The sequence below is a fragment of the Tabrizicola flagellatus genome, from assembly GCF_008271465.1.
Classification (GTDB): domain Bacteria; phylum Pseudomonadota; class Alphaproteobacteria; order Rhodobacterales; family Rhodobacteraceae; genus Tabrizicola; species Tabrizicola flagellata.
This window is the reverse complement of record NZ_VMDU01000001.1, coordinates 534,060-555,330: the sequence shown is the minus strand read 5'-3', so window position 1 is coordinate 555,330 and position 21,271 is coordinate 534,060. Positions and strand designations below refer to the sequence as shown.

General features: G+C 67.6%; 21 protein-coding genes. 10 read left to right on the top strand and 11 right to left on the bottom strand.

Going from position 1 to position 21,271, the window contains the following annotated elements; all coding sequences use genetic code 11:
* Positions 1–66: 66 nt before the first annotated feature.
* Positions 67–1,641 (bottom strand): glutamine-hydrolyzing GMP synthase, encoded by a 1,575-nt coding sequence (guaA, locus tag FL625_RS02660; protein ID WP_149587067.1) that lies wholly within the window; start codon positions 1,639–1,641, stop codon positions 67–69.
* Between the two features lie 199 nt (positions 1,642–1,840).
* On the opposite strand from guaA, the gene FL625_RS02655 reads away from it, so the two are divergent.
* A complete protein-coding gene (locus FL625_RS02655; RefSeq protein WP_149587066.1) occupies positions 1,841–3,382 on the top strand; it encodes a trimethylamine methyltransferase family protein in 1,542 nt (513 codons plus the stop codon).
* Between the two features lie 64 nt (positions 3,383–3,446).
* Here the strand turns inward: FL625_RS02655 and FL625_RS02650 are convergent, their stop codons facing one another.
* Positions 3,447–3,731: a DUF6477 family protein gene (locus tag FL625_RS02650; RefSeq protein ID WP_149587065.1), complete on the bottom strand. Its 285-nt coding sequence runs from the start codon at positions 3,729–3,731 to the stop codon at positions 3,447–3,449.
* A 238-nt stretch (positions 3,732–3,969) separates the two neighbouring features.
* Here FL625_RS02650 and FL625_RS02645 point away from each other — a divergent pair, with 238 nt between their 5' ends.
* Positions 3,970–5,097, top strand: coding sequence for a DUF6456 domain-containing protein (locus FL625_RS02645; RefSeq protein WP_149587064.1), 1,128 nt, complete (start codon positions 3,970–3,972; stop codon positions 5,095–5,097).
* Here FL625_RS02645 and FL625_RS02640 read toward each other — a convergent pair.
* Positions 5,094–5,663: a hypothetical protein gene (locus FL625_RS02640; RefSeq protein WP_149587063.1), complete on the bottom strand. Its 570-nt coding sequence runs from the start codon at positions 5,661–5,663 to the stop codon at positions 5,094–5,096. The two genes, FL625_RS02645 and FL625_RS02640, sit on opposite strands and share 4 nt — an antisense overlap.
* A 144-nt stretch (positions 5,664–5,807) precedes the next feature.
* Positions 5,808–6,491 carry an aquaporin gene (locus FL625_RS02635; RefSeq protein ID WP_149587062.1) on the bottom strand — a complete coding sequence of 228 codons (684 nt, stop codon included), beginning with the start codon at positions 6,489–6,491 and terminating at the stop codon, positions 5,808–5,810.
* 127 nt (positions 6,492–6,618) lie between these two features.
* Here FL625_RS02635 and lipA point away from each other — a divergent pair, with 127 nt between their 5' ends.
* The gene (gene lipA, locus FL625_RS02630) at positions 6,619–7,563 is read left to right on the top strand and encodes a lipoyl synthase (RefSeq protein WP_149587061.1); all 945 of its coding nucleotides are present in this window, start codon (positions 6,619–6,621) and stop codon (positions 7,561–7,563) included.
* Between the two features lie 47 nt (positions 7,564–7,610).
* Here lipA and FL625_RS02625 read toward each other — a convergent pair whose 3' ends face one another.
* The 4 genes from FL625_RS02625 to hpt all read right to left on the bottom strand — a co-directional run bounded on the left by FL625_RS02625 (position 7,611) and on the right by hpt (position 10,273).
* Positions 7,611–8,498: a hypothetical protein gene (locus tag FL625_RS02625; protein ID WP_149587060.1), complete on the bottom strand. Its 888-nt coding sequence runs from the start codon at positions 8,496–8,498 to the stop codon at positions 7,611–7,613.
* Positions 8,499–8,609: 111 nt separating this feature from the next.
* A complete protein-coding gene (locus FL625_RS02620; protein WP_149587059.1) occupies positions 8,610–9,497 on the bottom strand; it encodes a cytochrome c in 888 nt (295 codons plus the stop codon).
* Positions 9,498–9,554: 57 nt separating this feature from the next.
* Entirely contained in the window at positions 9,555–9,731 is a 177-nt protein-coding gene (locus FL625_RS18195; protein WP_200833855.1) for a hypothetical protein, read from the bottom strand.
* Positions 9,728–10,273 (bottom strand): hypoxanthine phosphoribosyltransferase, encoded by a 546-nt coding sequence (gene hpt, locus FL625_RS02615; protein ID WP_149587058.1) that lies wholly within the window; start codon positions 10,271–10,273, stop codon positions 9,728–9,730. Before hpt ends, FL625_RS18195 begins: the two co-directional genes overlap by 4 nt.
* A 121-nt stretch (positions 10,274–10,394) precedes the next feature.
* Here hpt and FL625_RS02610 point away from each other — a divergent pair, with 121 nt between their 5' ends.
* On the top strand, positions 10,395–10,853 hold the full coding sequence (locus tag FL625_RS02610; RefSeq protein ID WP_149587057.1) for a type II toxin-antitoxin system RatA family toxin: 459 nt from the start codon (positions 10,395–10,397) through the stop codon (positions 10,851–10,853).
* 57 nt (positions 10,854–10,910) lie between these two features.
* Entirely contained in the window at positions 10,911–11,777 is an 867-nt protein-coding gene (locus tag FL625_RS02605) for an extracellular catalytic domain type 1 short-chain-length polyhydroxyalkanoate depolymerase (RefSeq protein ID WP_149587056.1), read from the top strand.
* A gap of 35 nt (positions 11,778–11,812) precedes the next feature.
* Here the strand turns inward: FL625_RS02605 and FL625_RS02600 are convergent, their stop codons facing one another.
* Genes FL625_RS02600 through FL625_RS02590 form a run of 3 tightly spaced genes read right to left on the bottom strand, consistent with a single transcriptional unit; the run spans position 11,813 to position 13,892 of the window.
* A complete protein-coding gene (locus FL625_RS02600) occupies positions 11,813–12,289 on the bottom strand; it encodes a CinA family protein (RefSeq protein WP_149587055.1) in 477 nt (158 codons plus the stop codon).
* A complete protein-coding gene (locus FL625_RS02595; RefSeq protein ID WP_149587054.1) occupies positions 12,277–12,777 on the bottom strand; it encodes a phosphatidylglycerophosphatase A family protein in 501 nt (166 codons plus the stop codon). The genes FL625_RS02600 and FL625_RS02595 overlap by 13 nt, the downstream gene beginning before the upstream one ends.
* Positions 12,774–13,892 (bottom strand): bifunctional 2-C-methyl-D-erythritol 4-phosphate cytidylyltransferase/2-C-methyl-D-erythritol 2,4-cyclodiphosphate synthase, encoded by a 1,119-nt coding sequence (locus FL625_RS02590; protein WP_149587053.1) that lies wholly within the window; start codon positions 13,890–13,892, stop codon positions 12,774–12,776. Before FL625_RS02590 ends, FL625_RS02595 begins: the two co-directional genes overlap by 4 nt.
* A gap of 178 nt (positions 13,893–14,070) precedes the next feature.
* Here FL625_RS02590 and dusB point away from each other — a divergent pair, with 178 nt between their 5' ends.
* The 5 genes from dusB (at position 14,071) to ntrX (ending at position 21,270) form a co-directional block, all read left to right on the top strand.
* Positions 14,071–15,048 carry a tRNA dihydrouridine synthase DusB gene (gene dusB / locus FL625_RS02585; protein WP_149587052.1) on the top strand — a complete coding sequence of 326 codons (978 nt, stop codon included), beginning with the start codon at positions 14,071–14,073 and terminating at the stop codon, positions 15,046–15,048.
* Positions 15,045–16,142, top strand: coding sequence for a two-component system sensor histidine kinase NtrB (locus tag FL625_RS02580; protein WP_149587051.1), 1,098 nt, complete (start codon positions 15,045–15,047; stop codon positions 16,140–16,142). Before dusB ends, FL625_RS02580 begins: the two co-directional genes overlap by 4 nt.
* A complete protein-coding gene (locus tag FL625_RS02575) occupies positions 16,142–17,506 on the top strand; it encodes a response regulator (RefSeq protein ID WP_149587050.1) in 1,365 nt (454 codons plus the stop codon). The genes FL625_RS02580 and FL625_RS02575 overlap by 1 nt, the downstream gene beginning before the upstream one ends.
* 129 nt (positions 17,507–17,635) lie before the next feature.
* The gene (locus tag FL625_RS02570) at positions 17,636–19,885 is read left to right on the top strand and encodes a sensor histidine kinase NtrY-like (protein ID WP_149587049.1); all 2,250 of its coding nucleotides are present in this window, start codon (positions 17,636–17,638) and stop codon (positions 19,883–19,885) included.
* The gene (gene ntrX / locus FL625_RS02565) at positions 19,882–21,270 is read left to right on the top strand and encodes a nitrogen assimilation response regulator NtrX (protein ID WP_149587048.1); all 1,389 of its coding nucleotides are present in this window, start codon (positions 19,882–19,884) and stop codon (positions 21,268–21,270) included. The genes FL625_RS02570 and ntrX overlap by 4 nt, the downstream gene beginning before the upstream one ends.
* The last annotated feature ends 1 nt before the right edge of the window (position 21,271 follow it).

Sequence of the window (21,271 nt, the reverse complement as noted above, 5' to 3'; positions counted from 1 at the left end):
CGTGCGACTTCGTCTTCTCGTCGCGGCACCGCCCGGCCGACGACAGACGAAGTCATCGAGGAGGCATCATTCCAGCTCGATCGTCCCCGGCGGCTTCGAGGTGCAGTCGTAGAAGACCCGGTTGATCCCCTTGACCTCGTTGATGATCCGCGTGGCGGTCTCGCCCAGGAACTCGTGGGTGAAGGGGTAATAGTCGGCGGTCATGCCATCGACGCTCGTCACGGCCCGCAGGGCAAGTGCGTAGTCGTAGGTCCGCCCGTCGCCCATCACGCCCACGGTTCGCATCGGCAGGATCGCGGCGAAGGCCTGCCAGATCTCGTCGTAAAGCCCGTGCTTGCGGATCTGGTCGATATAGACCGCATCCGCCCGGCGCAGGATGTCCAGCTTCTCGCGGGTGATCTCGCCCGGGCAGCGAATGGCAAGGCCGGGGCCGGGGAAGGGGTGACGGCCGATGAACGACTGCGGCAGGCCAAGCTCGCGACCAAGCGCGCGGACCTCGTCCTTGAAAAGCTCGCGCAGGGGTTCGACGAGTTTCAGGCCCATCTTCTCCGGCAGGCCGCCGACGTTGTGGTGGCTCTTGATCGTGACCGAAGGCCCGCCGCTGAACGAGACGCTTTCGATCACGTCGGGGTAGAGCGTCCCCTGCGCCAGGAACTCCGCGCCGCCCACCGCCTTCGCGTGCTTCTGGAACACGTCGATGAAAAGCTTGCCGATGGTCTTGCGCTTGACCTCTGGGTCCGAAACCCCCTCCAGCGCGCCGAGGAACAGCTCGCTCTCGTCGGCATGGATCAAGGGCATGTTGTAGTGGTCGCGGAACATGCTGACGACCTGTTCCGCCTCGCCCAGCCGCAGAAGCCCATGATCGACGAAGACGCAGGTCAGCTGGTCGCCGATCGCTTCGTGGATCAGGACCGCCGCGACCGAGGAATCGACCCCGCCCGACAGCCCGCAGATCACCTTGGCGTCGCCCACCTGTTCGCGGATCCTGCGGATCGCCTCCTCGCGGTAGGCGCCCATGGTCCAGTCGCCCTTGAAGCCGGCCAGCCTGACGAAATTCTCGAAAAGCTTGCCGCCCTTCGGGGTATGGTGCACCTCGGGGTGGAACTGGACGGCGTAGAAATGCCGCTCGGGGTCGGCGGTGATGGCGAAGGGCGCGTTGGGCGAGGTGCCGAGGACCTGGAAGCCGGGCGCGAGTTTCGAGACATGGTCGCCGTGGCTCATCCAGACCTGCTCGCGCGCCTGGGAGCCGTCCTCGGGCGGGAACCAGCCGGCCAGGATCGGATGCGTGAGGTCGGTGGGCGTCACGAAGGCGCGGCCGAATTCCGCCGTGCCGTGGCCGCCTTCGACATGCCCACCCAGGCAATGCATCATCACCTGCTGGCCATAGCAGATCCCCAGGATCGGCACGCCCATCTCGAAGACGCCCTTCGGCGGCATCGGCGCGTTCTCCCAGTAGACCGAAGCCGGGCCGCCGGAGAAGATCACCGCCTTCGGCGCGAAGGCCTTCAGGAAGGCGTCGTCGATGCGGTTGTAGGGGTGGATTTCGCAATAGACGTTCAACTCGCGCAGGCGCCGCGCGATCAGTTGCGTCACCTGGGACCCGAAGTCGATGATGAGAAGGCGGTCGTGTGTCTGGCTCATGCGCCCGCGTAGCCTCTGGGCCGCGGAATCGCAAGGGCAGGGCAGGCCGGCCAAAATTTTTCGCCGAAAAATTTTGGCCTCCGCCACGTCGCAGACGGGCAATGGGGATGTCGGTTTTGGAAAGGATTGGCCGGTTTCGGGGAGAGGTGCCGCCGCGATTGGCGGCATAAGGGCGGCAAACATCCCCCGGAGGTGGACCATGAACGAAGTTGCAGGGCGCCGGTCGCGCAGTGGAGGCGGCGCAAGCCGTCGGGCGGAACGCACCGCGATCAGCTTCGAGACCGCGCGCTTCATCCAGCGCAACATCCCGAACTTCGAGATCCTGAACGAGGAAGCGCTCCAGATCATCGAGCACAATGCCGAGACGGTGCTGGAAGAGATCGGCGTCAACTTTGTGGAAAACCCGGCGGCGTTGCAGCGCTGGCGCGATGCGGGCGCGGATGTGCAGGGCGAACGTGTCCACATCCCCCGCGGACTTGCCCGCAAGCTGATTTCCACCGCGCCCAAGACCTACACCCAGCACGCCCGCAACCCGGAACGCAACGTCGAGGTGGGCGGCCGCAACCTCGTCCTCGCCCCGGTCTATGGCCCGCCCTTCGTCCGCGACATGGAAGGCGGCCGCCGCTATGCGACGCTGGAGGATTTCCGCAACTTCGTGAAGCTTGGCTACATGTCGAAGTGGCTGCACCATTCCGGCGGGACTGTCTGCGAGCCGACCGACATTCCGGTGAACAAGCGCCATCTCGACATGCTCTTGGCCCACATGACGCTGTCGGACAAGCCCTTCATGGGCTCGGTCACCGAACCCAGCCGCGCGCAGGATTCGGTGGACATGGCCTCGATCCTGTTCGGCAAGGACTTCGTCCAAGAGAACACGGTGATGACCAGCCTCATCAACATCAACTCGCCGATGGTCTTCGACGGGATCATGATGGGCGCGCTCGAGGTTTATGCCGCGAACAACCAGGCTTCGATCGTCTCGCCCTTCATCGTCGGCGGCGCCATGGCGCCGGTGACGGTGGCGGGGACGCTGACTCAGGTGCTGGCCGAGATCCTCGCGGGCGTCAGCTACAGCCAGCTTGTCCGCCCCGGCTCGCCCGTCATCGCGGGGGCCTTCGTCACCTCGATCGACATGAACTCGGGCGCCCCTACCTTCGGCACGCCCGAGGCCGCGCACATCACCTATGGCGCGGGCCAGCTGGTGCGGCGGCTGGGGCTGCCCTACCGCTCGGGCGGGTCGTTCTGCGGCTCCAAGCTGCCGGATGCGCAGGCCGCCTACGAGACCGCGAACAGCCTGAACATGGCGCTTCTGGCCGGCGTGAACTTCATGCTGCACGCCTGCGGCTGGCTGGAAGGGGGCCTCGTGTCCTCCTACGAGAAATTCGTCATGGACGCCGATCAGCTGGGCACGCTGCACCACCTGGCGCAGGGCATCCAGATGGACACCAACGGCCAGGCCATGGACGCGATCCGCGAGGTCGGTCCGGGCGGCCATTACCTCGGCTGCGCCCATACCCAGGCGAACTTCAAGTCGGCCTTCTGGCGGTCGGACCTGTTCGACTACAAGCCCTTCGAGACCTGGGCCGAGGAAGGCAGCCGCGACACGCAGACGCTGGCCAACGAACGGGTGAAGAAGCTTCTGGCCGACTACCAGGCCCCGGAGATCGACCCCGGCATCCGCGAGGCGCTGGAGGCCTTCGTCGCCCGCCGCAAGTCCGAGATGCCGGACGCCTTCATCTGACCGGGCAACGGCCCGAAACCGGAAAGGGCGGCCATTGGCCGCCCTTTGCATGTGCGCGGGCGGATCAGGCCGTCTCGCCCCGGCGCAGGAACTGGGCTTCGGCCAGAAGGGCGATCAGCACCTCGATGTGACGGGCCACCGAATAGCCGGCGTCACCCGCCTGCCGCGTGGCCTCCAGCCGCGCCTCGACCGACATCAGCGAGGTGACCGTCTCTTCCGGCGAGGCCGCGTGGTCGACATATCGGCGCAGGTCACGCTCGCGCCGGTAGTCGCCCAGGCCGAAACGCGCGGCGCGCATCAAGAGCCGGGGACGGCGAAGGGTGGCAAGCAGAGAGCGGCAATCGGTCATCGGAATCCTCCTTTGCAGGTCAGACGATCTGGATGGGGCCATCCTGGCGGAATACAACCTGGCGTTGCGCGATCCCGCTGATCAGCGCGCGGAGGTTACCGAATAGTTTAAACATTCCATCGAATTGTCGTGACCAGTCAGAAGTTTAACTAACAGGTAACCAATTCCACCCAAGGTTGTGCACGTCCAAGGCTGGACGTATTGCAGCCCGGGTGTGGACAGATACGGGACGACCGAATTGCCAGAATTGACTGCTGCCAGCCTGCCGGACTGGCTTCCTGCTGCCGTGCGTCACTACCTCGACCATACCGAAGACGGCACATCGCTCAGGGAGCTTGCGCGGCGAGAAGGCCTGCATGCCTCGACCATCCTGCGTCAGGTGCGACGGTTCGAGAACCGCCGCGAGGACCCGCTCATGGACGAGGCGCTGACGGCGATCTCCCGTCTCGTCTCCCGCCAGTCCGATGTCTCAGCCGAAAAGGATGCTCCCCCGATGTCCGTTCACATGCGCCCCGACCGGTCCGCCCAGCCGCCCGAGGTTTTCGACGAACAGGCGCTTGTGCGCGAGGGGATCCGCGTCCTGCGCCGGCTGGCCGAACCCGGCGCGGTCATGGCGATTGCCCCCGATCTCGACAAGGCGGTCGTGCTGCGCGACCTGCCCGACGGGCGCAGCCTGCGCACGGCGGTGCTGGAACGTTCGGTCGCGCATGCCTTCGCGCTGAAGGACTGGGTGACCTGCCGCAAGCCGGGTCGGGTCGCCACCTACGAGATCACCTCGGCAGGCCGCGCGGCGCTGAAACGCATGGTGGAGGAGGAGGATCGCCGCCGTCAGGGCATGGCCGAGGCCGCCACGCCCTTCGGCGAGCAGCATCGCGTCTGGGGCGAGCGCGAGGTTATGGACGACGCCGGCCCGCGCCGGGTGCGCTACAACCTGGCGGAAAGCCCGGTGGCGCTTCTGGGCCGGCGCCGGGACCGGGACGGCAAGCCCTTCCTCGAACCCGAACTTGTGGCCGCCGCCGAACGCCTGCGCGAGGATTTCGAACTGGCCCAGATGGGGCCGCGCGTGGCGCAGAACTGGGACCGGTTCCTCACCGGCGGCGACCGCGGCGCCTTCCAGCCCGACAGCGGTCTGGCCGAGGGCCCGTCCTCGGCGCGCGAGCGGGTGGCGGCGGCGCTGCGCGACCTCGGGCCGGGGCTCGGCGACGTTGCGCTGCGCTGCTGTTGTTTCCTCGAAGGGCTGGAAGTGGCCGAAAAGCGCATGGGCTGGGCGGCGCGCTCGGGCAAGATCGTGCTGCGGATCGCGCTGATGCGCCTGCGCCGGCACTACGAGGAAACCTACGGCAAGTCCGGTCCGCTGATCGGCTAGGCTGCGACCCCGCGCGCGATCAGCACCAGCGAGATCGCCGCCAGCCAGACCGAGGCCAGCCGCCGCAGCACGAACAGCGCCCGCGGCTGGCCGCTCCCCCGGCGCAGGACGGCGCCAAGGCCTGCCCAGAGCATCGCCACCAGAACCACCAGCCCCGCAAACAGCGCCAGGTTAGCCCCCAGCCGGTCGGGCGAGGGCAGGAGGACCAGTCCGAAGAGGAGTGCCTTGGGGTTCAGCGCGGTCGTCACGAACAGCGCGCGCGCGCTCACGGCCTGACCGGCCGCCACCGTCTCGGGCAGCCGCCACAGCCGGACCGCCAGCACCGCAACCCAGGTGCCCGCCGCCAGCGTCACCAGGCTGCGCAGGGTCTCGGCCCCGTCCAGAAGCGCCGCGCACGCCAGGGCCAGCGGCAGTACGGTCAAAAAATAGCCCGCAAGCTCGGCCGGGATCAGCCGCAAGGCCCCGCCCCAGCCCCGTTCCGCCCCGGCGAGCAGCATCAGCGAATTGGTCGGCCCCGGCGTGAGCAGCAGGAGCAGGACGGCCAGCGCAAGTTCGGTGACGGACATCATGACCCCCTGTTTCTGGGGCCTTCCTGCCCGTTCGGCAAGGGGCCGGCATTGATCCGCATCAAGCCGGAAGGGGGGCGTCAGAATGGACGCCCCCCTTCCTCCGGGGTTCCCCGTCCCCGGATCGCGCGGCCAGCCTGCCTGTCAGGCGGCGCGCGTAACTCCCGCCCGGTGCAGGATCCCGGCCAGCGCGCCTCCGGCAAGCGGCGCGGCGATGAAGACCCAGAGATCGGCCATCGCCTTGCCGCCGACGAACAGCGCCGGGCCGAAGGACCGCGCCGGGTTCACCGAAACGCCGGTGACGTTGATTCCGACCAGATGGATCGCCGCCAGCGTCAGGCCGATCGCCAGCCCGGCCAATTCGGCCGGCGCACCCTCCTGCGTGGCGCCCAGGATCACGGTGACGAAGAGGAAGGTCATGACTGCCTCGAAGATCAGCGCCGAGCCGAGGCCGTATTCACCAAGATAACCCGCGCCGTAACCGTTCTGCCCCAGACCGTTGACCGCGATGTCATAGCCCGCCTTGCCCGAGGCGATCGCATAAAGGATCGCCGCGCCCAGAACCGCACCGACCAGCTGCGCCACCACATAGCTTGCCAGCGCCGCGCCGGACATGCGCCCGGCAAGGAAGGCCCCGAGGCTCACCGCCGGATTCAGATGCGCGCCCGAGATCGGGCCGATCCCGTAGGCCGCCGCCACGATGGCCAGCCCGAAGGCCAGCGCGATCCCGGTCATGCCGATCTCGGCCCCCATCAGCACCGCGGCGCCGCAGCCGAACAGGACCAGGATTGCCGTGCCGATCATCTCGGCGATGAAGGTCTTGGACATCACGCACTCCACACTGACTTGCACCCGCTGCATGGGCGGAGGGCGCCAGACGGGGCCTTGACCGCGTTGCCTTGGGTCGGAAACGGGCTTATCTGGAAAGGAACCATGCGGTCAGGGGGAAATTTCCGTGCGCGACCTCAAGATTCCCGAAGGACGTCACCCCGAAAAGGCGCATCGGCCCGACAATGCCCAGCCGAAGAAACCCGCCTGGATCCGCGTCAAGGCCCCGACCTCGGAAGGCTACAAGCAGACCCGCGACATCCTGCGCGAAAAGAAGCTGGTCACCGTCTGCGAGGAGGCCGGCTGCCCCAATGTCGGCGAATGCTGGTCCCAGGGCCACGCCACCATGATGATCATGGGCGAGATCTGCACCCGCGGCTGCACCTTCTGCAACGTGGCGACCGGCAAGCCCCAGGCGCTCGATATGTTCGAACCGGGCCGCGTCGCCCATGCGGTGGCCGAACTGGGACTGAGCCATGTGGTGATCACCAGCGTGGACCGCGATGATCTGGAGGACGGCGGGGCGGAACATTTCGCCCAGACGATCCGCGCGATCCGGCATCGCTCGCCCGGCACCACCATCGAGGTGCTGACCCCCGACTTCCTGAAATGCCCGCCCTCGGCGCTGGAAAAGGTGGTCGAGGCGCGCCCCGATGTCTTCAACCACAACCTCGAAACGGTGCCCGGCCTCTATCACGAGGTCCGCCCCGGCGCGCGCTACTTCCACTCGCTGCGGCTTCTCCAGCGGGTCAAGGAACTGGACCCGATGATGTTCACCAAGTCCGGCATCATGGTCGGCCTCGGCGAGACGCGGCAGGCCGTGTTGCAGGTGATGGACGACATGCGCTCGGCCGATGTCGATTTCCTGACCATCGGCCAGTACTTGCAACCGACGCCCAAGCACCACCGGGTCGACCGGTTCGTCACGCCCGAGGAATTCAAGGCCTACGAGACCGCGGCCTGGGGCAAGGGGTTCCTGATGGTCTCGGCTACGCCCCTGACCCGGTCATCCTATCACGCGGGCGACGATTTCGCCCGGATGCGGGCCGCGCGGCAGGCGGGGCGGGGCTGAAACGAAAAGGCCGCCCGAAGGCGGCCCTGGCGTTTCCTGCGCGAGCGTCAGAACTTAAACCCGACGCCGATGTCATAGATCTCGGGTCCGTCCTGGATCTTTATGCCGCCGCCTTCGACGAAGATACCGTTCGCCATCTCGTAGCGCGCGGACAGCGAGTAGAGATCGAAAGAGTCCTCCACCATCAGCACGTCGCCGGTGATCGACAGCGAGTCGATCACGTCCACGCTGCCGTAAAGCCTGAGGGTGTGGCGGGTATCCGGGATCCGCAACTGCGACAGCGCCGCTCCAATGTCGAACCGGTCGGCATCGTGCAGCGCACCGATCCGCATTAGCGTGTAGCTGCCATCCGACCCGTCCACGAACTCTCCGTTGATGAAATAGGTCGTGCCGGCCGCCGCGTAGGTCATCGCGCCTTCAATAACGTCGATGGACTCGAACTCGTCGCTGATCTGGTGATAGCCCCCACCGTAGGTCAGATTGCCCGAGGTGCCGACATAGGTCAGGCCGGGGGTCATGCCATTGTCGAAGCCGCTCGCCAGGGCCGTGTAATTCGAGGTCAGGATGCCGATATCCAGATCCAGAACCGACGAAGAGGAGAAGTCGGGCATGACATTGAACCGGTCCACCACCGGGCGCGGCGCACCGACGGCGAATTCACCGATGTCGGTGGACAGGACCAGCGCCGCCCAGACATTGGTCAATTCCGAGCCGTCCTCGAGATAGGTCGTATCCAGCGCCGCATCGAAGCCCAGAAGCCCGCCCGACCGCCAGGACGCGCTCAGGTCGCCATCGAAGGCCCACAGATGGGTGGTGTCGGCATCCAGATATTCCAGCTCGACCTTTCCGCCGAAGGTCAGGCCGGTTTCGGCGGTCTGCGCCAGCGCCGGAAGCGAGGTCGTTGCGACGAGGGAAGCGAGGAGTAAGCTGCGCATGTCACGTTCCGTTCAGATCAGATGCCCCGAGTATCGCGCAACCGGAGGCAGAGGAAAAGTCGTCGGGCGCGACATTCCCCGGCATGCGTGTGGGAAAGCCACAGTGCCCGCTCATTCGACGTTCGGCACCGCCAGCAGGTATTCCGCCACCGCCACCCGGTCGCTTTCCGGCAGGCGTGCCATGTTCTCCACCACATGCGCCATGTGGCCGCCCACGCTGTCATAGTCCGGCGTGAAGCCCGTGGTCAGGTATTGCACGATGTCGCCCGCGCTCCAGCCCAGCTTGCCCGGCGTGATGTTCGGGATCCGTCCCTGGCCCGAGGGGTTCGGCGCCCCGCCCAGCCAGCGCGCGGTGTCGAGCCCGCCCACAAGGTTGCGCGGCGTATGGCACTCGCCGCAATGGGCCAGCGCCTCGGCGATGTAGCGGCCGCGCGCGGCGGTGGGGGTCAGGTTCCCCGGCAGCGCCCAATCCTCGGACAGGAACATCAGCTTCCAGACCCCGACCGTCTCGCGCAGCGAGAAGGGAAAGGCCAGCTCGTGCGGCTGGCTCGGCGTGGGATCGGCCGGCAGGGTCTTGAGAAAGGCGTAAAGGTCGGCCACGTCCTGCATCTGCATCTTCGCATAGGACGCATAGGGCAGGGCAGGGTAGTAATGCTCGCCCTCCGGGCTGACCCCGCGCTTCAGCGCATTGGCGAGGTCAAGGAGAGACCAGGCGCCGATCCCGTGTTCGGGGTCCTGACTGATGTTCGGCGCGACGAAGGTGCCGAAGTCCGAGGGGAACCGCTGCCCGCCCGACAGGACGAGCTGCGCCTCGCCCTTCGCGCCCTCGGCCATGTGGCACGAGGCGCAGCCGGCGGCCCAGAACACGAGTTCGCCCTTCGCCGCATCGCCGGTCAGGTTCGCCACCGCCGTCGCCGCCAGCGGCTGCGGCCGGGCCATGACATAGACCCCGCCCGCCGCGATCAGCCCCAGGACCACCAGCCAGCGCAAGATCCGCATCCCGTTCTCCGTCTGCAACCCGGACGCGAGCCTATCCGACCCGTGCCCCGCGTCCAATCACGGATTGCGGCACAGGCTGTCCACCGCCAGCCAGTCGGGCCAGCCGAAGATGCGTTCCAGCACGACCACGGCGAGGCAAGCCGCGACGACGCCCAGCACCAGCTTCACACGGGCCGCCGAGGGCGGGTTCTGCACCCAGCGCTTCGCGCGCAGAAGCCACAGAAGCTGGTTCATGCCTCCTCCGTGAACCGCACCTTGCCGATATAGGGCAGGTTCCGGTTCCTTTGCGCGAAGTCGATCCCGTAGCCCACGACGAATTCGTCGGGAATCTCGAACCCCGTCCAGTCGGCCCTGACCGGGACTTCCCGCCGCGAGGGCTTGTCCAGAAGCGCGCAGGTCTTCAGCCGCGCCGGGCCGCGCGCCTGCAACAGGTGCAGCACATGCGAGAGCGTGAAGCCCGTGTCGATGATGTCCTCGACCACCAGCACGTCGCGGCCCGCGATCTCGCCGCGCAGATCCTTCAGGATGCGCACCTCGCGGCTGGAATGCATCGCATCGCCGTAGGAGGAGGCTTCCAGGAAATCCACCTCCACCGGCAGGTCGATCTCGCGCACGAGGTCGGCGATGAACACGAAGGACCCTCGCAGAAGCCCCACCACCACCAGCTTGTCGGTGCCCTCGAAATAGCGCGTGATCTCGCGTGCCAGCGCCTCGACCCGCGCGGCAATGGACTTCGCGCTGATCATCCGGTCGATGACATAGGGGCGTTCGGGCATGGCTCTGTCCTGACTGCTCGCCCCTTCCTAGCGCCAAGGGCCGCCCTTGCCTAGGCCGTGACAGGACGCCCGCTTGATCTTGGCCGCGTCTCGGGCCACATCACGGGCAAGAGAGACGTCGATGCCGACCCATTCCGAGACCAAGCGCCTGCCCTATACCGCCCAGCAGATGTATGATCTGGTGGCCGATGTCGCGTCCTACCCGAAGTTCCTGCCCTGGAACTCGGCCGCCCGCATCCGCTCGCGCCGGCCGATCCCCGGCGGGGGAGAGGTGATGGAGGCCGATCTCGTCATCAGCTTCAAGGTGTTCCGCGAACGCTTCGGCAGCCGGGTGACGCTCTGGCCTGACCAGAAGCGGATCGACACCGAATACATCGACGGACCCTTCCGTTACATGCGCTCGAACTGGGCCTTCCGCGATGCGCCGGGCGGCTGCGAGGTGGATTTCCACGTCGATTTCGAATTCCGCAACGCGATCCTGCAAGGCATCATCGGCGTGGTGTTCAACGATGCCATGCAGCGGGTGGTCCGCGCCTTCGAACGGCGCGCGGCAGAGCTTTACGGGCCGGGCGCGGCCTGACGCGACGGAAATCCCTCACGCCGGCGTGATTGCCTCACATTCCAACGGAGGTATCCCGTGCGACGCTTTGCCCTTCTCCTTGCCCTGCTTCTCCTTCCCATCGCCGCTGCCGCCGAGACGGTCCGGCTCGGCGAGCGCTGGTATGAAATCTATCTGCCCGCCCGCGCCTCGGGGGCGCCCCTGATCCTGGCCCTGCACGGCGGGGGCGGGGATCCCGACCAGTTCGCCAGTGCGTCGGGCCTGGCCCGGGCGGCGAACCGACAAGGTTTTGCCGTGGCCTTCCCCGCGGGCACCGGGCGGCGGGGCGAACGGCTTCTGACCTGGAACGGCGGCTACTGCTGCGGCTATGCCGCGCGGCAGGGCATCGACGACATCGGCTTTCTCGAACAGGTGATCGCCGACGCCGCAAAGCGTTTCGGCGTTGACGGCTCGCGGGTCTTCCTGACCGGCATGTCCAATGGCTCGATCATGGCCGAGACCTTCGCCGCGCGGAACCCCGCGCGGGTGCGGGCCGTGGCCGGGGTCGCCGGCACCATGGACACCTCGCGCAACCGGGTGCAGGGCAGGGTGCCGGCGCTTGTCATCCACGGCACCGCCGATCCCATGGTGCCCTACGAGGGCGGGCAGGGCGACTCGAGCCTGACACGGACCGACTTTTCCTCGGTCGCCTCGGTGGTCCGGGCCTTCAAGGCGCCCTGGGGGGCGCTGAGCGAGTCCAGCCGCCGCATCGACCGCAGGGATGACGGCACGGCGGTCGTCGTGACCGACTACAGCAAGGCCGGGCGCGTCGTGGTGCGGCTGATGACCGTCGAGGGCGGGGCGCATCACTGGCCCGGCGGGCGCAAGGCGCGGCTGACCGAGGGCAAGACGCAGGAGATCGACGCCAACACCGAAATCCTGCGCTTCTTCGCGCTGCAACCTTAGGGCAGGGGGCCAAATCCTTTCGAAAGGATCTGGCCCTACTCCAAGGCCCCGGCCAGCAGGTCCAGCGCGTGCCTTGTCGCAGCCGCCCGCACCTTCGCCCGGCCAGGCGCGCCAAATTCCACCGTCTCGACCCGCGTCTCGCGGCCACGCTGGGCAAGGCCGAAGCAGACCCGGCCCTCGGGCTTGAACTCCGACCCGCCGGGGCCGGCGATGCCGGTGATGGCCACGGCCAGCTCGGCCCTGGAATGGGCCAGTGCGCCCTCGGCCATCTCGCGCGCCACCTCCTCGGACACCGCGCCATGCGCGGCCAGCGTCTCGGGGCGGACGCCCAGAAGCTCGATCTTCGCCGCGTTGGAATAGGTGACGAAGCCGCGCTCGAACACGTCGGACGACCCGGCGATGTCGGTCAGCGCCGCGGCGACCATGCCGCCGGTGCAGCTTTCCGCCGTGGCGATGCGGATGCCCCAGTAGCGCGCCCGCACCAGGATCTCGGCCACACCTACCCCAGCCATGGCTCCACCACCCCATGATAGAGGCCCGCCAGACCCATCGCGGCGACCCCCGCGAACAGCCCCGCCCAGAGGTCGTCCAGCATCACGCCCGTCGCATCGCCCCTCCGGTCGGCCCGGCCTACCAGCCAGGGCTTCCAGATGTCGAACAGCCGGAACAAGAGGAACGGCGCCACCCAGCCCGGCCAGGCGGCCAGGAGGTCCACGCCGTGCCGCCAGAGCGGGATGATCGTGAAGCACAGCGCCAGCAGCTGCCCCGCCACCTCGTCGATCACCACTTCGGACGGATCCTCTCCGCCCGCCCGCGCCAGATAGCGCGGCACCGCCCAGAAGCCTGCCAGCGTCGCCAGGACAAAGCCCGCCGGCACCGCCAGCGCCCAGCCCGCCTGATAGGCCGCAACCGCCAGCGCCACGGTGATCGCGCTGGCCCAGGTGCCGCTTGCCGGCCGCAGGTGCCCCGCGCCGAAGAAGGTGGCGACGAGCCCGCTCATGCCCGCACCAGCGTCGCGGTTGCCAGCGCCGCGATCCCCTCTTCCCGGCCGGTGAAACCCAGACGCTCGGACGTGGTGGCCTTGACCGAGACGCGGTCCGCCCCGACCCCCATGATGCGCGCCAGTTCCGCTTGCATTTCAAGGGCATGCGGGCCGATCTTCGGGCGCTCGCAGACCAGCGTCACGTCGCAGTTGCCCAGCTCATAGCCTCGCGACCGGGCAAGACCGATGGCATGGGCCAGGAAGATGTGGCTCGCCGCGCCCTTCCATTGCGGGTCCGAGGGCGGGAAGTGCCGGCCGATGTCGCCCTCGGCCAGCGCGCCATAGATCGCGTCGGTCAGCGCATGCATCCCCACATCGGCATCCGAATGGCCCAGAAGGCCACGTGCATGCGGCACCTTCACCCCGCACAGCCAGACGTGATCGCCCTCGCAGAAGGCATGCACGTCATAGCCGTTGCCCAGCCGCACATCCATCTCGCGCCCCTTCAGGATCGCCTCGGCCCGGGCGAAATCGCCGGGGAAGGTCAGCTTCAGATTGGTTTCCTCGCCTTCGACGATGGCCACGTCAAGCCCCGCGTCGCGGGCGACCTCCACATCGTCGAGCGCCCCGCCCGGATGGGCGCGATGTGCCGCGAGAATCGCCGGAAAGCGGAAGGCCTGCGGGGTCTGCGCGCGGTAAAGCCCGGCCCGGTCCTGCGTCCCCGCGACCAGCCCCGCCGCGCCGCGCCACAGGGCATCCGTCACCGCCAGCGCCGGCGCCGCGCCCGCGTGATGCTCCAGCGCCGCGACCAACCTGCCGATCAGCGCCCGGCTGACCAGCGGCCGCGCGCCGTCATGGATCAGCACCGCCTCGACCCCCGTCCCCTCCAGCGCCTCCAGCCCCGCCCTGACCGAGGCATCCCGCGTCGCCCCGCCGGTGACGAAGGGCACCCCCAGCGCCTCGGCCCGGGCGCGGTCGTCGGGGTGGACGACCAGCAGCAACTGCATGCCCGCAAAGGCCGCCAGCGTGTGCGCCAGCACCGGCTTGCCTGCAAGCCCCTGCCATTGCTTGGGAACTTCGCCGCCCATCCGGCTTCCGCGACCGGCGGCAACGATGATGACGGCTGTGCGCATGCGGACTCCTCTGCCTCTGCCTAATCCAGCCCGACCTGCATGACAATCTGGCGCTTGCACCAGCGCATTGCACAAAATTTGTGCATCGCATCTTTTTCAGTCATGATCCCCGATGCGCCGGCTTGGTCGGCATCCCATCCCGGACTAACACCAGATCAGTTGCACAAGGAACAGGCTGTTGCCCCTCGCCCTCGGCCCGCTCACGCTCGATCCCCCCGTGTTTCTGGCTCCGCTGGCCGGAATCACCGACCTGCCGTTCCGCCGGCTGGTGGCGCGCTTTGGTGCAGGGCTTGTCGTCAGCGAGATGGTGGCCTCCGCCGAGGTCGTCCGCGCCCATCCCGAAGCCCGTGCCCGGGCGGAACTGGGACTCACAGAACAGGCAACCTCGGTGCAACTCGCAGGCCGCGATCCCTACTGGATGGCCGAAGGCGCGCGTTTCGTCGAAGCGCAGGGCGCGCGGATCATCGACATCAACATGGGCTGCCCGTCCAAGCGGGTGACGACCGGCCTCTGCGGCTCGGCGCTCCTGCGCGACCTCGACCTTGCGCTGAAGCTCATCGAGGCCGTGGTGAAGGCGGTCAATGTGCCGGTGACGCTCAAGACCCGCCTCGGCTGGGACGACACGCTCCACAATGCCCCCGACCTTGCCCGCCGCGCGGAAGAGGCGGGCGTGCGGATGATCACCATCCACGGCCGCACCCGTTGCCAGTTCTACAAGGGCAGGGCCAACTGGGCTGCGATCCGCGCGGTGAAGGAGGCCGTGTCGATCCCCGTCATCGCCAACGGCGACATCACCGACACCGCCACCGCCCGCGAGGCGCTGCGGCTGTCCGGCGCCGACGGCATCATGATCGGCCGCGGCGCGCAAGGGGCGCCCTGGCGGCTGGCACAGGTCGCGCATGACCTCTACGGCGCGCCAGCGCCGCAGATCCCCGAGGGCGGGCGGCTCGGCCGGATGATCCTCGACCATTATGACGACATGCTCACCTTCTACGGCACCGAACTGGGCCTGCGCATGGCGCGGAAACACCTCGGCTGGTATCTGGAGGAAGCCGGCCTTCCCCATGCGCGCGAACCGATCCTGACCTCGACCGACCCGGCCGAGGTGATCCGGCTGGTCGAACTGGCCTTCGCCGACCTGGAACTGGCCGCATGACTCCCTACCGCGCCCCCTATCCGGTTCCCGGCGTCATCTGGGCCTCGCTGCCCTTCCCGACGCTCCTGATCGACCAGGGCGGCACGATCCTCGAGGCCAACCCCGCGGCCGAGACCTTCCTCAACACCTCGCAGAAGGCGCTGCGCGGCCAGCCGGTGTTCGACCGCCTCGCGATCGACGCCCCGATGGACGAGGCGCTGGCGCGGGTCCGCGCCAACCAGTCGCCCCTGAACATCAACGATGTGGACGTGACCTCGGGCGAACGCCCGCCGGTGCAATGCACCGTCCACCTTGCGCCGATGCACGACAACCCCGGCATTGTCATGCTTATCCTCAGCCCGCGCGAGCTTGCCGACCGCATGGGCCGCTCGCTCGGCGCCAAGACCGCCGCCCGCTCGGCCATCGGCATGGCCGAGATGCTGGCGCACGAGATCAAGAACCCACTCGCCGGCATCTCGGGTGCGGCGCAGCTACTGTCGATGAACCTGGCGCCCGAGGATCAGGAACTGACCGACCTGATCGTCGAGGAGACCCGCCGCATCGTGAAGCTGCTCGAACAGGTCGAACAGTTCGGCAACCTGCGCCCGCCCGACCGCAAGGCGGTGAACATCCACGATGCGCTGGACCGCGCGCGCCGCTCGGCGCTCGTCGGCTTTGCCGCGCACATGACCATCGTCGAGGACTACGATCCCTCGCTTCCCCCGACCCTGGCCGACAGCGACCAGCTGATGCAGGTGTTCCTGAACCTCATCAAGAACGCGGCCGAGGCCTGCAAGACCGGCGGCACGATCCGGCTGCACACCTTCTACGACCTCTCGCTGCGCCTGCGCCGCAAGGACGGCCCCTCGGCCGCGCTGCCATTGAACGTCGAGATCATCGACGACGGCCCCGGCATCCCGCCCGAGATCGCCTCGAACATCTTCGAGCCCTTCGTCTCGGGCCGCGAGAACGGCACCGGCCTCGGCCTTGCGCTGGTGTCCAAGATCATCACCGACCACGAGGGCTGGATCACCGTCGATTCGACCCCCGGTCGCACCGTGTTCCGCGTGTCGCTGCCCATGGCGCCACGCGACTTGCAGAAGGAGTCCCCCTGATGGACGGCACGATCCTTGTCGCAGACGACGACCGCACGATCCGCACCGTGCTGACCCAGGCCCTCACCCGCGCGGGCTGCAAGGTGCATGCGACCTCCTCGCTGATGACGCTGATGCGCTGGGTCGAGGAAGGCAAGGGCGACCTCGTGATCTCGGATGTCATCATGCCCGACGGCAACGGCCTCGACGCGCTGCCCCGCATTTCCAAGATGCGCCCCGGTCTGCCGGTCATCGTGATCTCGGCGCAGAACACGATCATGACCGCGATCCAGGCCGCCGAGGCCGAGGCCTTCGACTACCTGCCGAAACCCTTCGACCTGCCCGACCTGATGAAACGCTCGGCCAAGGCGCTGGAGCAGAAGCGCCACGCCGCTCGCGTCGTGGTGCCGCCGCGCGATCCGGGCGACGATCTGCCACTGGTTGGCAGGACACCGGCGATGCAGGCGCTCTACCGACTGGTCGCCCGCGTGATGAACACCGAACTTGCCGTGCTGATCACCGGCGAATCCGGCACCGGCAAGTCGCTGATCGCCCGTGCGATCCACGACTTCTCCGACCGCCGCACGCTGCCCTTCGTCGTGGCCCAGGCCGCAGACCTGGCCGGGATCGAAGGCCCCTCGACGCTGCTTGCCCGGGCGCGGGGCGGCTCCATCGTCTTCGACGAGGTGGCCGATTACGACGCCGACACCCAGGCCCGCGTGGTCCGCATGCTGGACATGCTGGGCGACAAGGCCCCGCGCGTGATGGCCACCAGCCAGACCGACCTCGCCGCGCGGATGGAGGCGGGCAAGTTCCGTCAGGATCTCTTCTACCGACTCGGCGGGGTCACCCTGCATGTGCCCGCCCTGCGCGAACGGGTCGAGGACATTCCCCTTCTGGCCGACCATTTCCTCGCGCGCGGCGAACGCGACCTCGGCGCGGTGCGCCGCCTGTCGCAACCGGCCGCCGACCTGATCCGCGCCTATTCCTGGCCCGGCAACGTGCGGCAGCTGGAAAACACCATCCGCCGCCTCCTGGTCACCGCCTCGGAAACCGAGATCGCCCGCTCCGAGGTGGAACAGGTCCTCGGCCAGCAGCCCAGCCCCGAACCCCTGGCCGGAGTGGGCGAGGGCGACAAGCTCTCGGCCTCCGTCGCGCGGCACCTCAAGCGCTATTTCGACCTGCACGGCGGCCAGCTGCCGCCCCCCGGCGTCTATCAGCGCATCCTGCGCGAGGTCGAACTGCCGCTGATCGAGATCGCGCTGGATGCCACCGCCGGCAACCAGGCGAAATGCGCCGACCTCCTGGGAATCAACCGCAACACGCTCCGCAAGAAGATCACGGACCTCGACATCCGTGTGACCCGTCGTCGAAAGTTGATGTAGCGGCGCAACGCCTGTCTGTGTCTTTTCGGTTTCACCCGGTGCGACGGCTAGATATAGTGGTGCCTGGTGGGTGAACCACCGGCTGACGGGCAGGGCAGGGTGCAAGGGGCGGTTCACAGGGATGTCTGGATGCGCTTGTCGCGCCTGCGCCGGCAGCGACGGGTGCAGACGGCGGTTACGCTGGGCCTCGTCTTCCTGGGTCCGGTTCTGGCGGTGGCGACCTTCCTCGCGCTCGGTTCGATCAACACCAGCGCCGCCTCGCCCGTCCTGCGGCTGATCCTGCTTGCGGACCTGATCTATGTCCTGGTCATCGCAGCCCTGGTCCTCGCCCGCGTCGCCCGGCTGATCGCCGAACGCCGCTCGCGGTCCGCCGGATCGCGGCTGCACATGCGCCTGTCCGGCGTCTTCATGCTGATCGCGCTGATCCCGACCGTGCTGGTCGCGGTCTTCGCCGTCCTGTCGATCAACATCGGCCTTGAAGGCTGGTTCTCCGACCGCGTGCGCTCGGTCGTCGGCTCCTCGCTCTCGGCCGCCCAGGCCTACGAGGCGGTCCAGCGCGACGATCTGGCCGCCGATGTCGTCACCCTTGCCGGCTATCTCAACGAGGCCAAGCGCAAGACCACCTTCCTGCGCGACGACCAGCTGCGCCCGCTCCTGTCCCAGGCCCAGGCCGTCGTGCAGCGCGGGCTGAAGGAGGCCTACCTGGTGGATGGCACCGGCAAGCTGATGACACGGGGCGAAAGGTCCTACCTCTTCGACTTCGAACCCCTGACCCCCCAGCAGCTGCGCCTGGCCAGCGAGGGCAACACCGTCCTGATCCCGGACTGGTCGAACAACGAATTCCGCGCCCTGATCCGACTGGACGCCTATGCCGACCGCTATCTCTACGTCACGCGCACGGTGGACGGTTCGATCCTGTCGCTGCTCGACGAGACGCAGGAGACGGTCCAGCTCTACAACCAGCTCGAGGCCGAACGCGGGCGGCTCCTGTTCAACTTCGGCCTGATCTACCTCGGCTTTGCGCTCATCCTGATCCTTGCCGCGATCTGGCTTGGCCTGTGGTTCGCCGAACGGCTTTCGCGGCCCGTCGGCCGGCTGGCCGGGGCGGCGGAACGGGTGGGCGGCGGCGATCTCGACGTGCAGGTGACCGAGGAAGAGGGCGATGACGAGATCGCCTCGCTCGGCCGGCTGTTCAACCAGATGACCCGGCAGTTGAAAGGTCAGCGCGAGGCTCTGGTGCAAAGCCATGCCCAGACCGAGACGCGCCGCCGCCTCTTCGACTCGGTGCTGTCGAACGTCACCGCCGGGGTGATCGGCCTGGATCCCGACGGCGACATCGACTTCGTGAACCGCGCCGCCGAACGCCTGCTCGATCTCACGGGCCGCCAGGTTGACACGCCCCTCGCCGCCGCAGTGCCGGAATTCGCCGCGCTCTTTGATCGGCTGCGGGAAGGCACCGGAAACGCGGTGCAGGAAGAGGTCCGGCTGACCCGCCGCGGCAAGCTCGAAAGCCTGCTGGTCCGCATGTCCGTCCGGCGCAGCGAGACCGGCGCGCTGGAGGGCTATGTCGTGGCCTTCGACGACGTGACCGATCTGGTCAGCGCGCAGCGCATGGCCGCCTGGGGCGACGTGGCCCGCCGCATCGCGCACGAGATCAAGAACCCGCTCACCCCCATCCAGCTCTCGGCCGAACGGATCAAGCGCAAGTTCGCCACCCAGGTCCGCGATTCCGAAGATCTGGAACAATATACCGACGTCATCGTGCGGCAGACCAACGACCTCCGCCGGATCGTGGACGAGTTCTCGAAATTCGCCCGCATGCCCGAACCCGACCGCCGCGACTGCGATCTGGTGGAGCTTCTGAACGGCGCGGTGCTCCTGCAGGAGAACGGTCAACCCGGCGTCCGCTTCGTCAAGGATATCCCGGAAGAGCCGATCATGATGGAACTTGACGCCACCATGATCGGCCAGGCCCTGACGAACCTGATGAAGAACGCCGGAGAAGCGATTGAAAGCTTTCAGGAAAAGGCCGCGACTCCTGGCTTTGTTCCCGAGATCCGCGTGAGCTTGACCGCCGACGATGCCGAAGTGACGGTCCGCATCGCCGACAATGGCACCGGCCTTCCGCCGGACCGCGCGCGGCTGTTCGAGCCCTATGTCACCACGCGCGAGAAGGGCACCGGCCTTGGCCTGCCCATCGTCAAGAAGATCATCGAGGAACACGGCGGAACGCTCGCGCTTCTCGATGCGCCCCTGTTCCCGGGCAACGACCATCCGGGCGCCATGGCCGAGATCCGGTTGCCCCGAACCCTCCGCAAACGACCGCGAACGCATATTCCGCTCGGCGCAGCGCCGGGCGCAAAGGAGACCCAGGCATGAGCATTCTGATCGTTGACGACGAACAGGATATCCGCGAACTGATCGGCGACATCCTGCGGGACGAGGGCTACGCCACCCGCCTTGCCGCCAATTCCGACGAATGCATGGCCGAGATCAACTCCGATCCTCCGGCGCTCATGATCCTCGACATCTGGCTCAAGGACAGCCGGATGGACGGAATCGACATCCTGAAGACCGTCAAGCGCGACAACCCGGATATCCCCGTGGTCATCATCTCCGGCCACGGCAACATCGAGATCGCGGTGGCCGCGATCAAGCAGGGCGCCTACGACTTCATCGAAAAGCCCTTCAACATCGACCAGCTGATGGTCGTCGTCGCCCGGGCGATGGAAACATCGCGCCTGCGCCGCGAAAACCAGGAGCTGCGCCGCCGCGACATGACCTCGGCGGAAATGGTCGGCTCCTCGCTCGCCTTCAAGACGCTGAAGGCCAACCTCGACAAGGTCACCAAGTCGAACGCCCGGGTCATGCTGACCGGAGAACCGGGAACCGGCAAGGAAATGGCGGCGCGCTACATCCACATGCATTCCAGCCGTGCGTCGGCCCCCTTCGTCACCGTTTCCTGCGCCTCGATCGAACCCGAGCGGATGGAAGAGGTGCTTTTCGGCCGCGAGTCCGCCGAACGCGGTGTCGAGCCTGGGCTTCTGGAGCAGGCCCACGGCGGGATCGTCTATCTGGACGAGGTGGCCGACATGCCGCTCGGCACGCAAGGCAAGATCCTGCGGGTGCTGACCGAACAGCAGTTCACGCGCGTCGGCGGTAACGACAAGGTGCGGGTGGACCTGCGCGTGATCTCCTCGACCTGCCGCGATCTGAGGGCCGAGATCGGCTCGGGTCGTTTCCGGCAGGAACTCTACGACCGCCTGAACGTGGTGCCGATCGCCGTGCCGTCGCTTGCCGCGCGCCGCGAGGATGTGCCGGATCTGGCACGGCATTTCATCGACTGGTTCCACCGCAGCCAGGGCTTGCCGCAGCGCAGCCTGACCGAAGAGGCGGAAACCGTGCTTCAGACGCTGCCCTGGCCCGGCAACATCCGCCAGCTGCGCAACGTGATCGAGCGGATCCTGATCCTCGGCGACGGGGCGGGACCGATCGAAGCCTCCGAGATCCCCGGCACCGAGCCGAAGGTCGAGGCCGAGAGCCCGCTGTCTTTGTCCGGTACCATCGCCACGCTGCCCTTGCGCGAAGCACGCGAGCTGTTCGAAAGGGAGTATCTGCTGACCCAGATCAACCGCTTTGGCGGAAACATCAGCCGGACCGCCAGTTTCGTCGGCATGGAACGCTCGGCGCTGCACCGCAAGCTCAAGTCGCTGGGCGTGGTCGGCGCGACGCGCGGCGGCAGGGGCGGCGAGTTCGACGATTGAC

Coding starts and splice junctions, on each gene's coding strand:
- FL625_RS02595 (WP_149587054.1), bottom strand. CDS start 12,777: ATGAGCGGGCTCGTCGCCACCTTCTTCGGCGCGGGGCACCTGCGGCCG.
- FL625_RS02640 (WP_149587063.1), bottom strand. CDS start 5,663: ATGTCCGTCACCGAACTTGCGCTGGCCGTCCTGCTCCTGCTGCTCACG.
- FL625_RS02590 (WP_149587053.1), bottom strand. CDS start 13,892: ATGCGCACAGCCGTCATCATCGTTGCCGCCGGTCGCGGAAGCCGGATG.
- guaA (WP_149587067.1), bottom strand. CDS start 1,641: ATGAGCCAGACACACGACCGCCTTCTCATCATCGACTTCGGGTCCCAG.
- ntrX (WP_149587048.1), top strand. CDS start 19,882: ATGAGCATTCTGATCGTTGACGACGAACAGGATATCCGCGAACTGATC.
- FL625_RS02600 (WP_149587055.1), bottom strand. CDS start 12,289: ATGGCTGGGGTAGGTGTGGCCGAGATCCTGGTGCGGGCGCGCTACTGG.
- FL625_RS02610 (WP_149587057.1), top strand. CDS start 10,395: ATGCCGACCCATTCCGAGACCAAGCGCCTGCCCTATACCGCCCAGCAG.
- FL625_RS02625 (WP_149587060.1), bottom strand. CDS start 8,498: ATGCGCAGCTTACTCCTCGCTTCCCTCGTCGCAACGACCTCGCTTCCG.
- FL625_RS02580 (WP_149587051.1), top strand. CDS start 15,045: ATGACTCCCTACCGCGCCCCCTATCCGGTTCCCGGCGTCATCTGGGCC.
- FL625_RS02570 (WP_149587049.1), top strand. CDS start 17,636: ATGCGCTTGTCGCGCCTGCGCCGGCAGCGACGGGTGCAGACGGCGGTT.
- hpt (WP_149587058.1), bottom strand. CDS start 10,273: ATGCCCGAACGCCCCTATGTCATCGACCGGATGATCAGCGCGAAGTCC.
- FL625_RS02635 (WP_149587062.1), bottom strand. CDS start 6,491: ATGTCCAAGACCTTCATCGCCGAGATGATCGGCACGGCAATCCTGGTC.
- FL625_RS18195 (WP_200833855.1), bottom strand. CDS start 9,731: ATGAACCAGCTTCTGTGGCTTCTGCGCGCGAAGCGCTGGGTGCAGAAC.
- FL625_RS02655 (WP_149587066.1), top strand. CDS start 1,841: ATGAACGAAGTTGCAGGGCGCCGGTCGCGCAGTGGAGGCGGCGCAAGC.
- FL625_RS02620 (WP_149587059.1), bottom strand. CDS start 9,497: ATGCGGATCTTGCGCTGGCTGGTGGTCCTGGGGCTGATCGCGGCGGGC.
- FL625_RS02575 (WP_149587050.1), top strand. CDS start 16,142: ATGGACGGCACGATCCTTGTCGCAGACGACGACCGCACGATCCGCACC.
- FL625_RS02650 (WP_149587065.1), bottom strand. CDS start 3,731: ATGACCGATTGCCGCTCTCTGCTTGCCACCCTTCGCCGTCCCCGGCTC.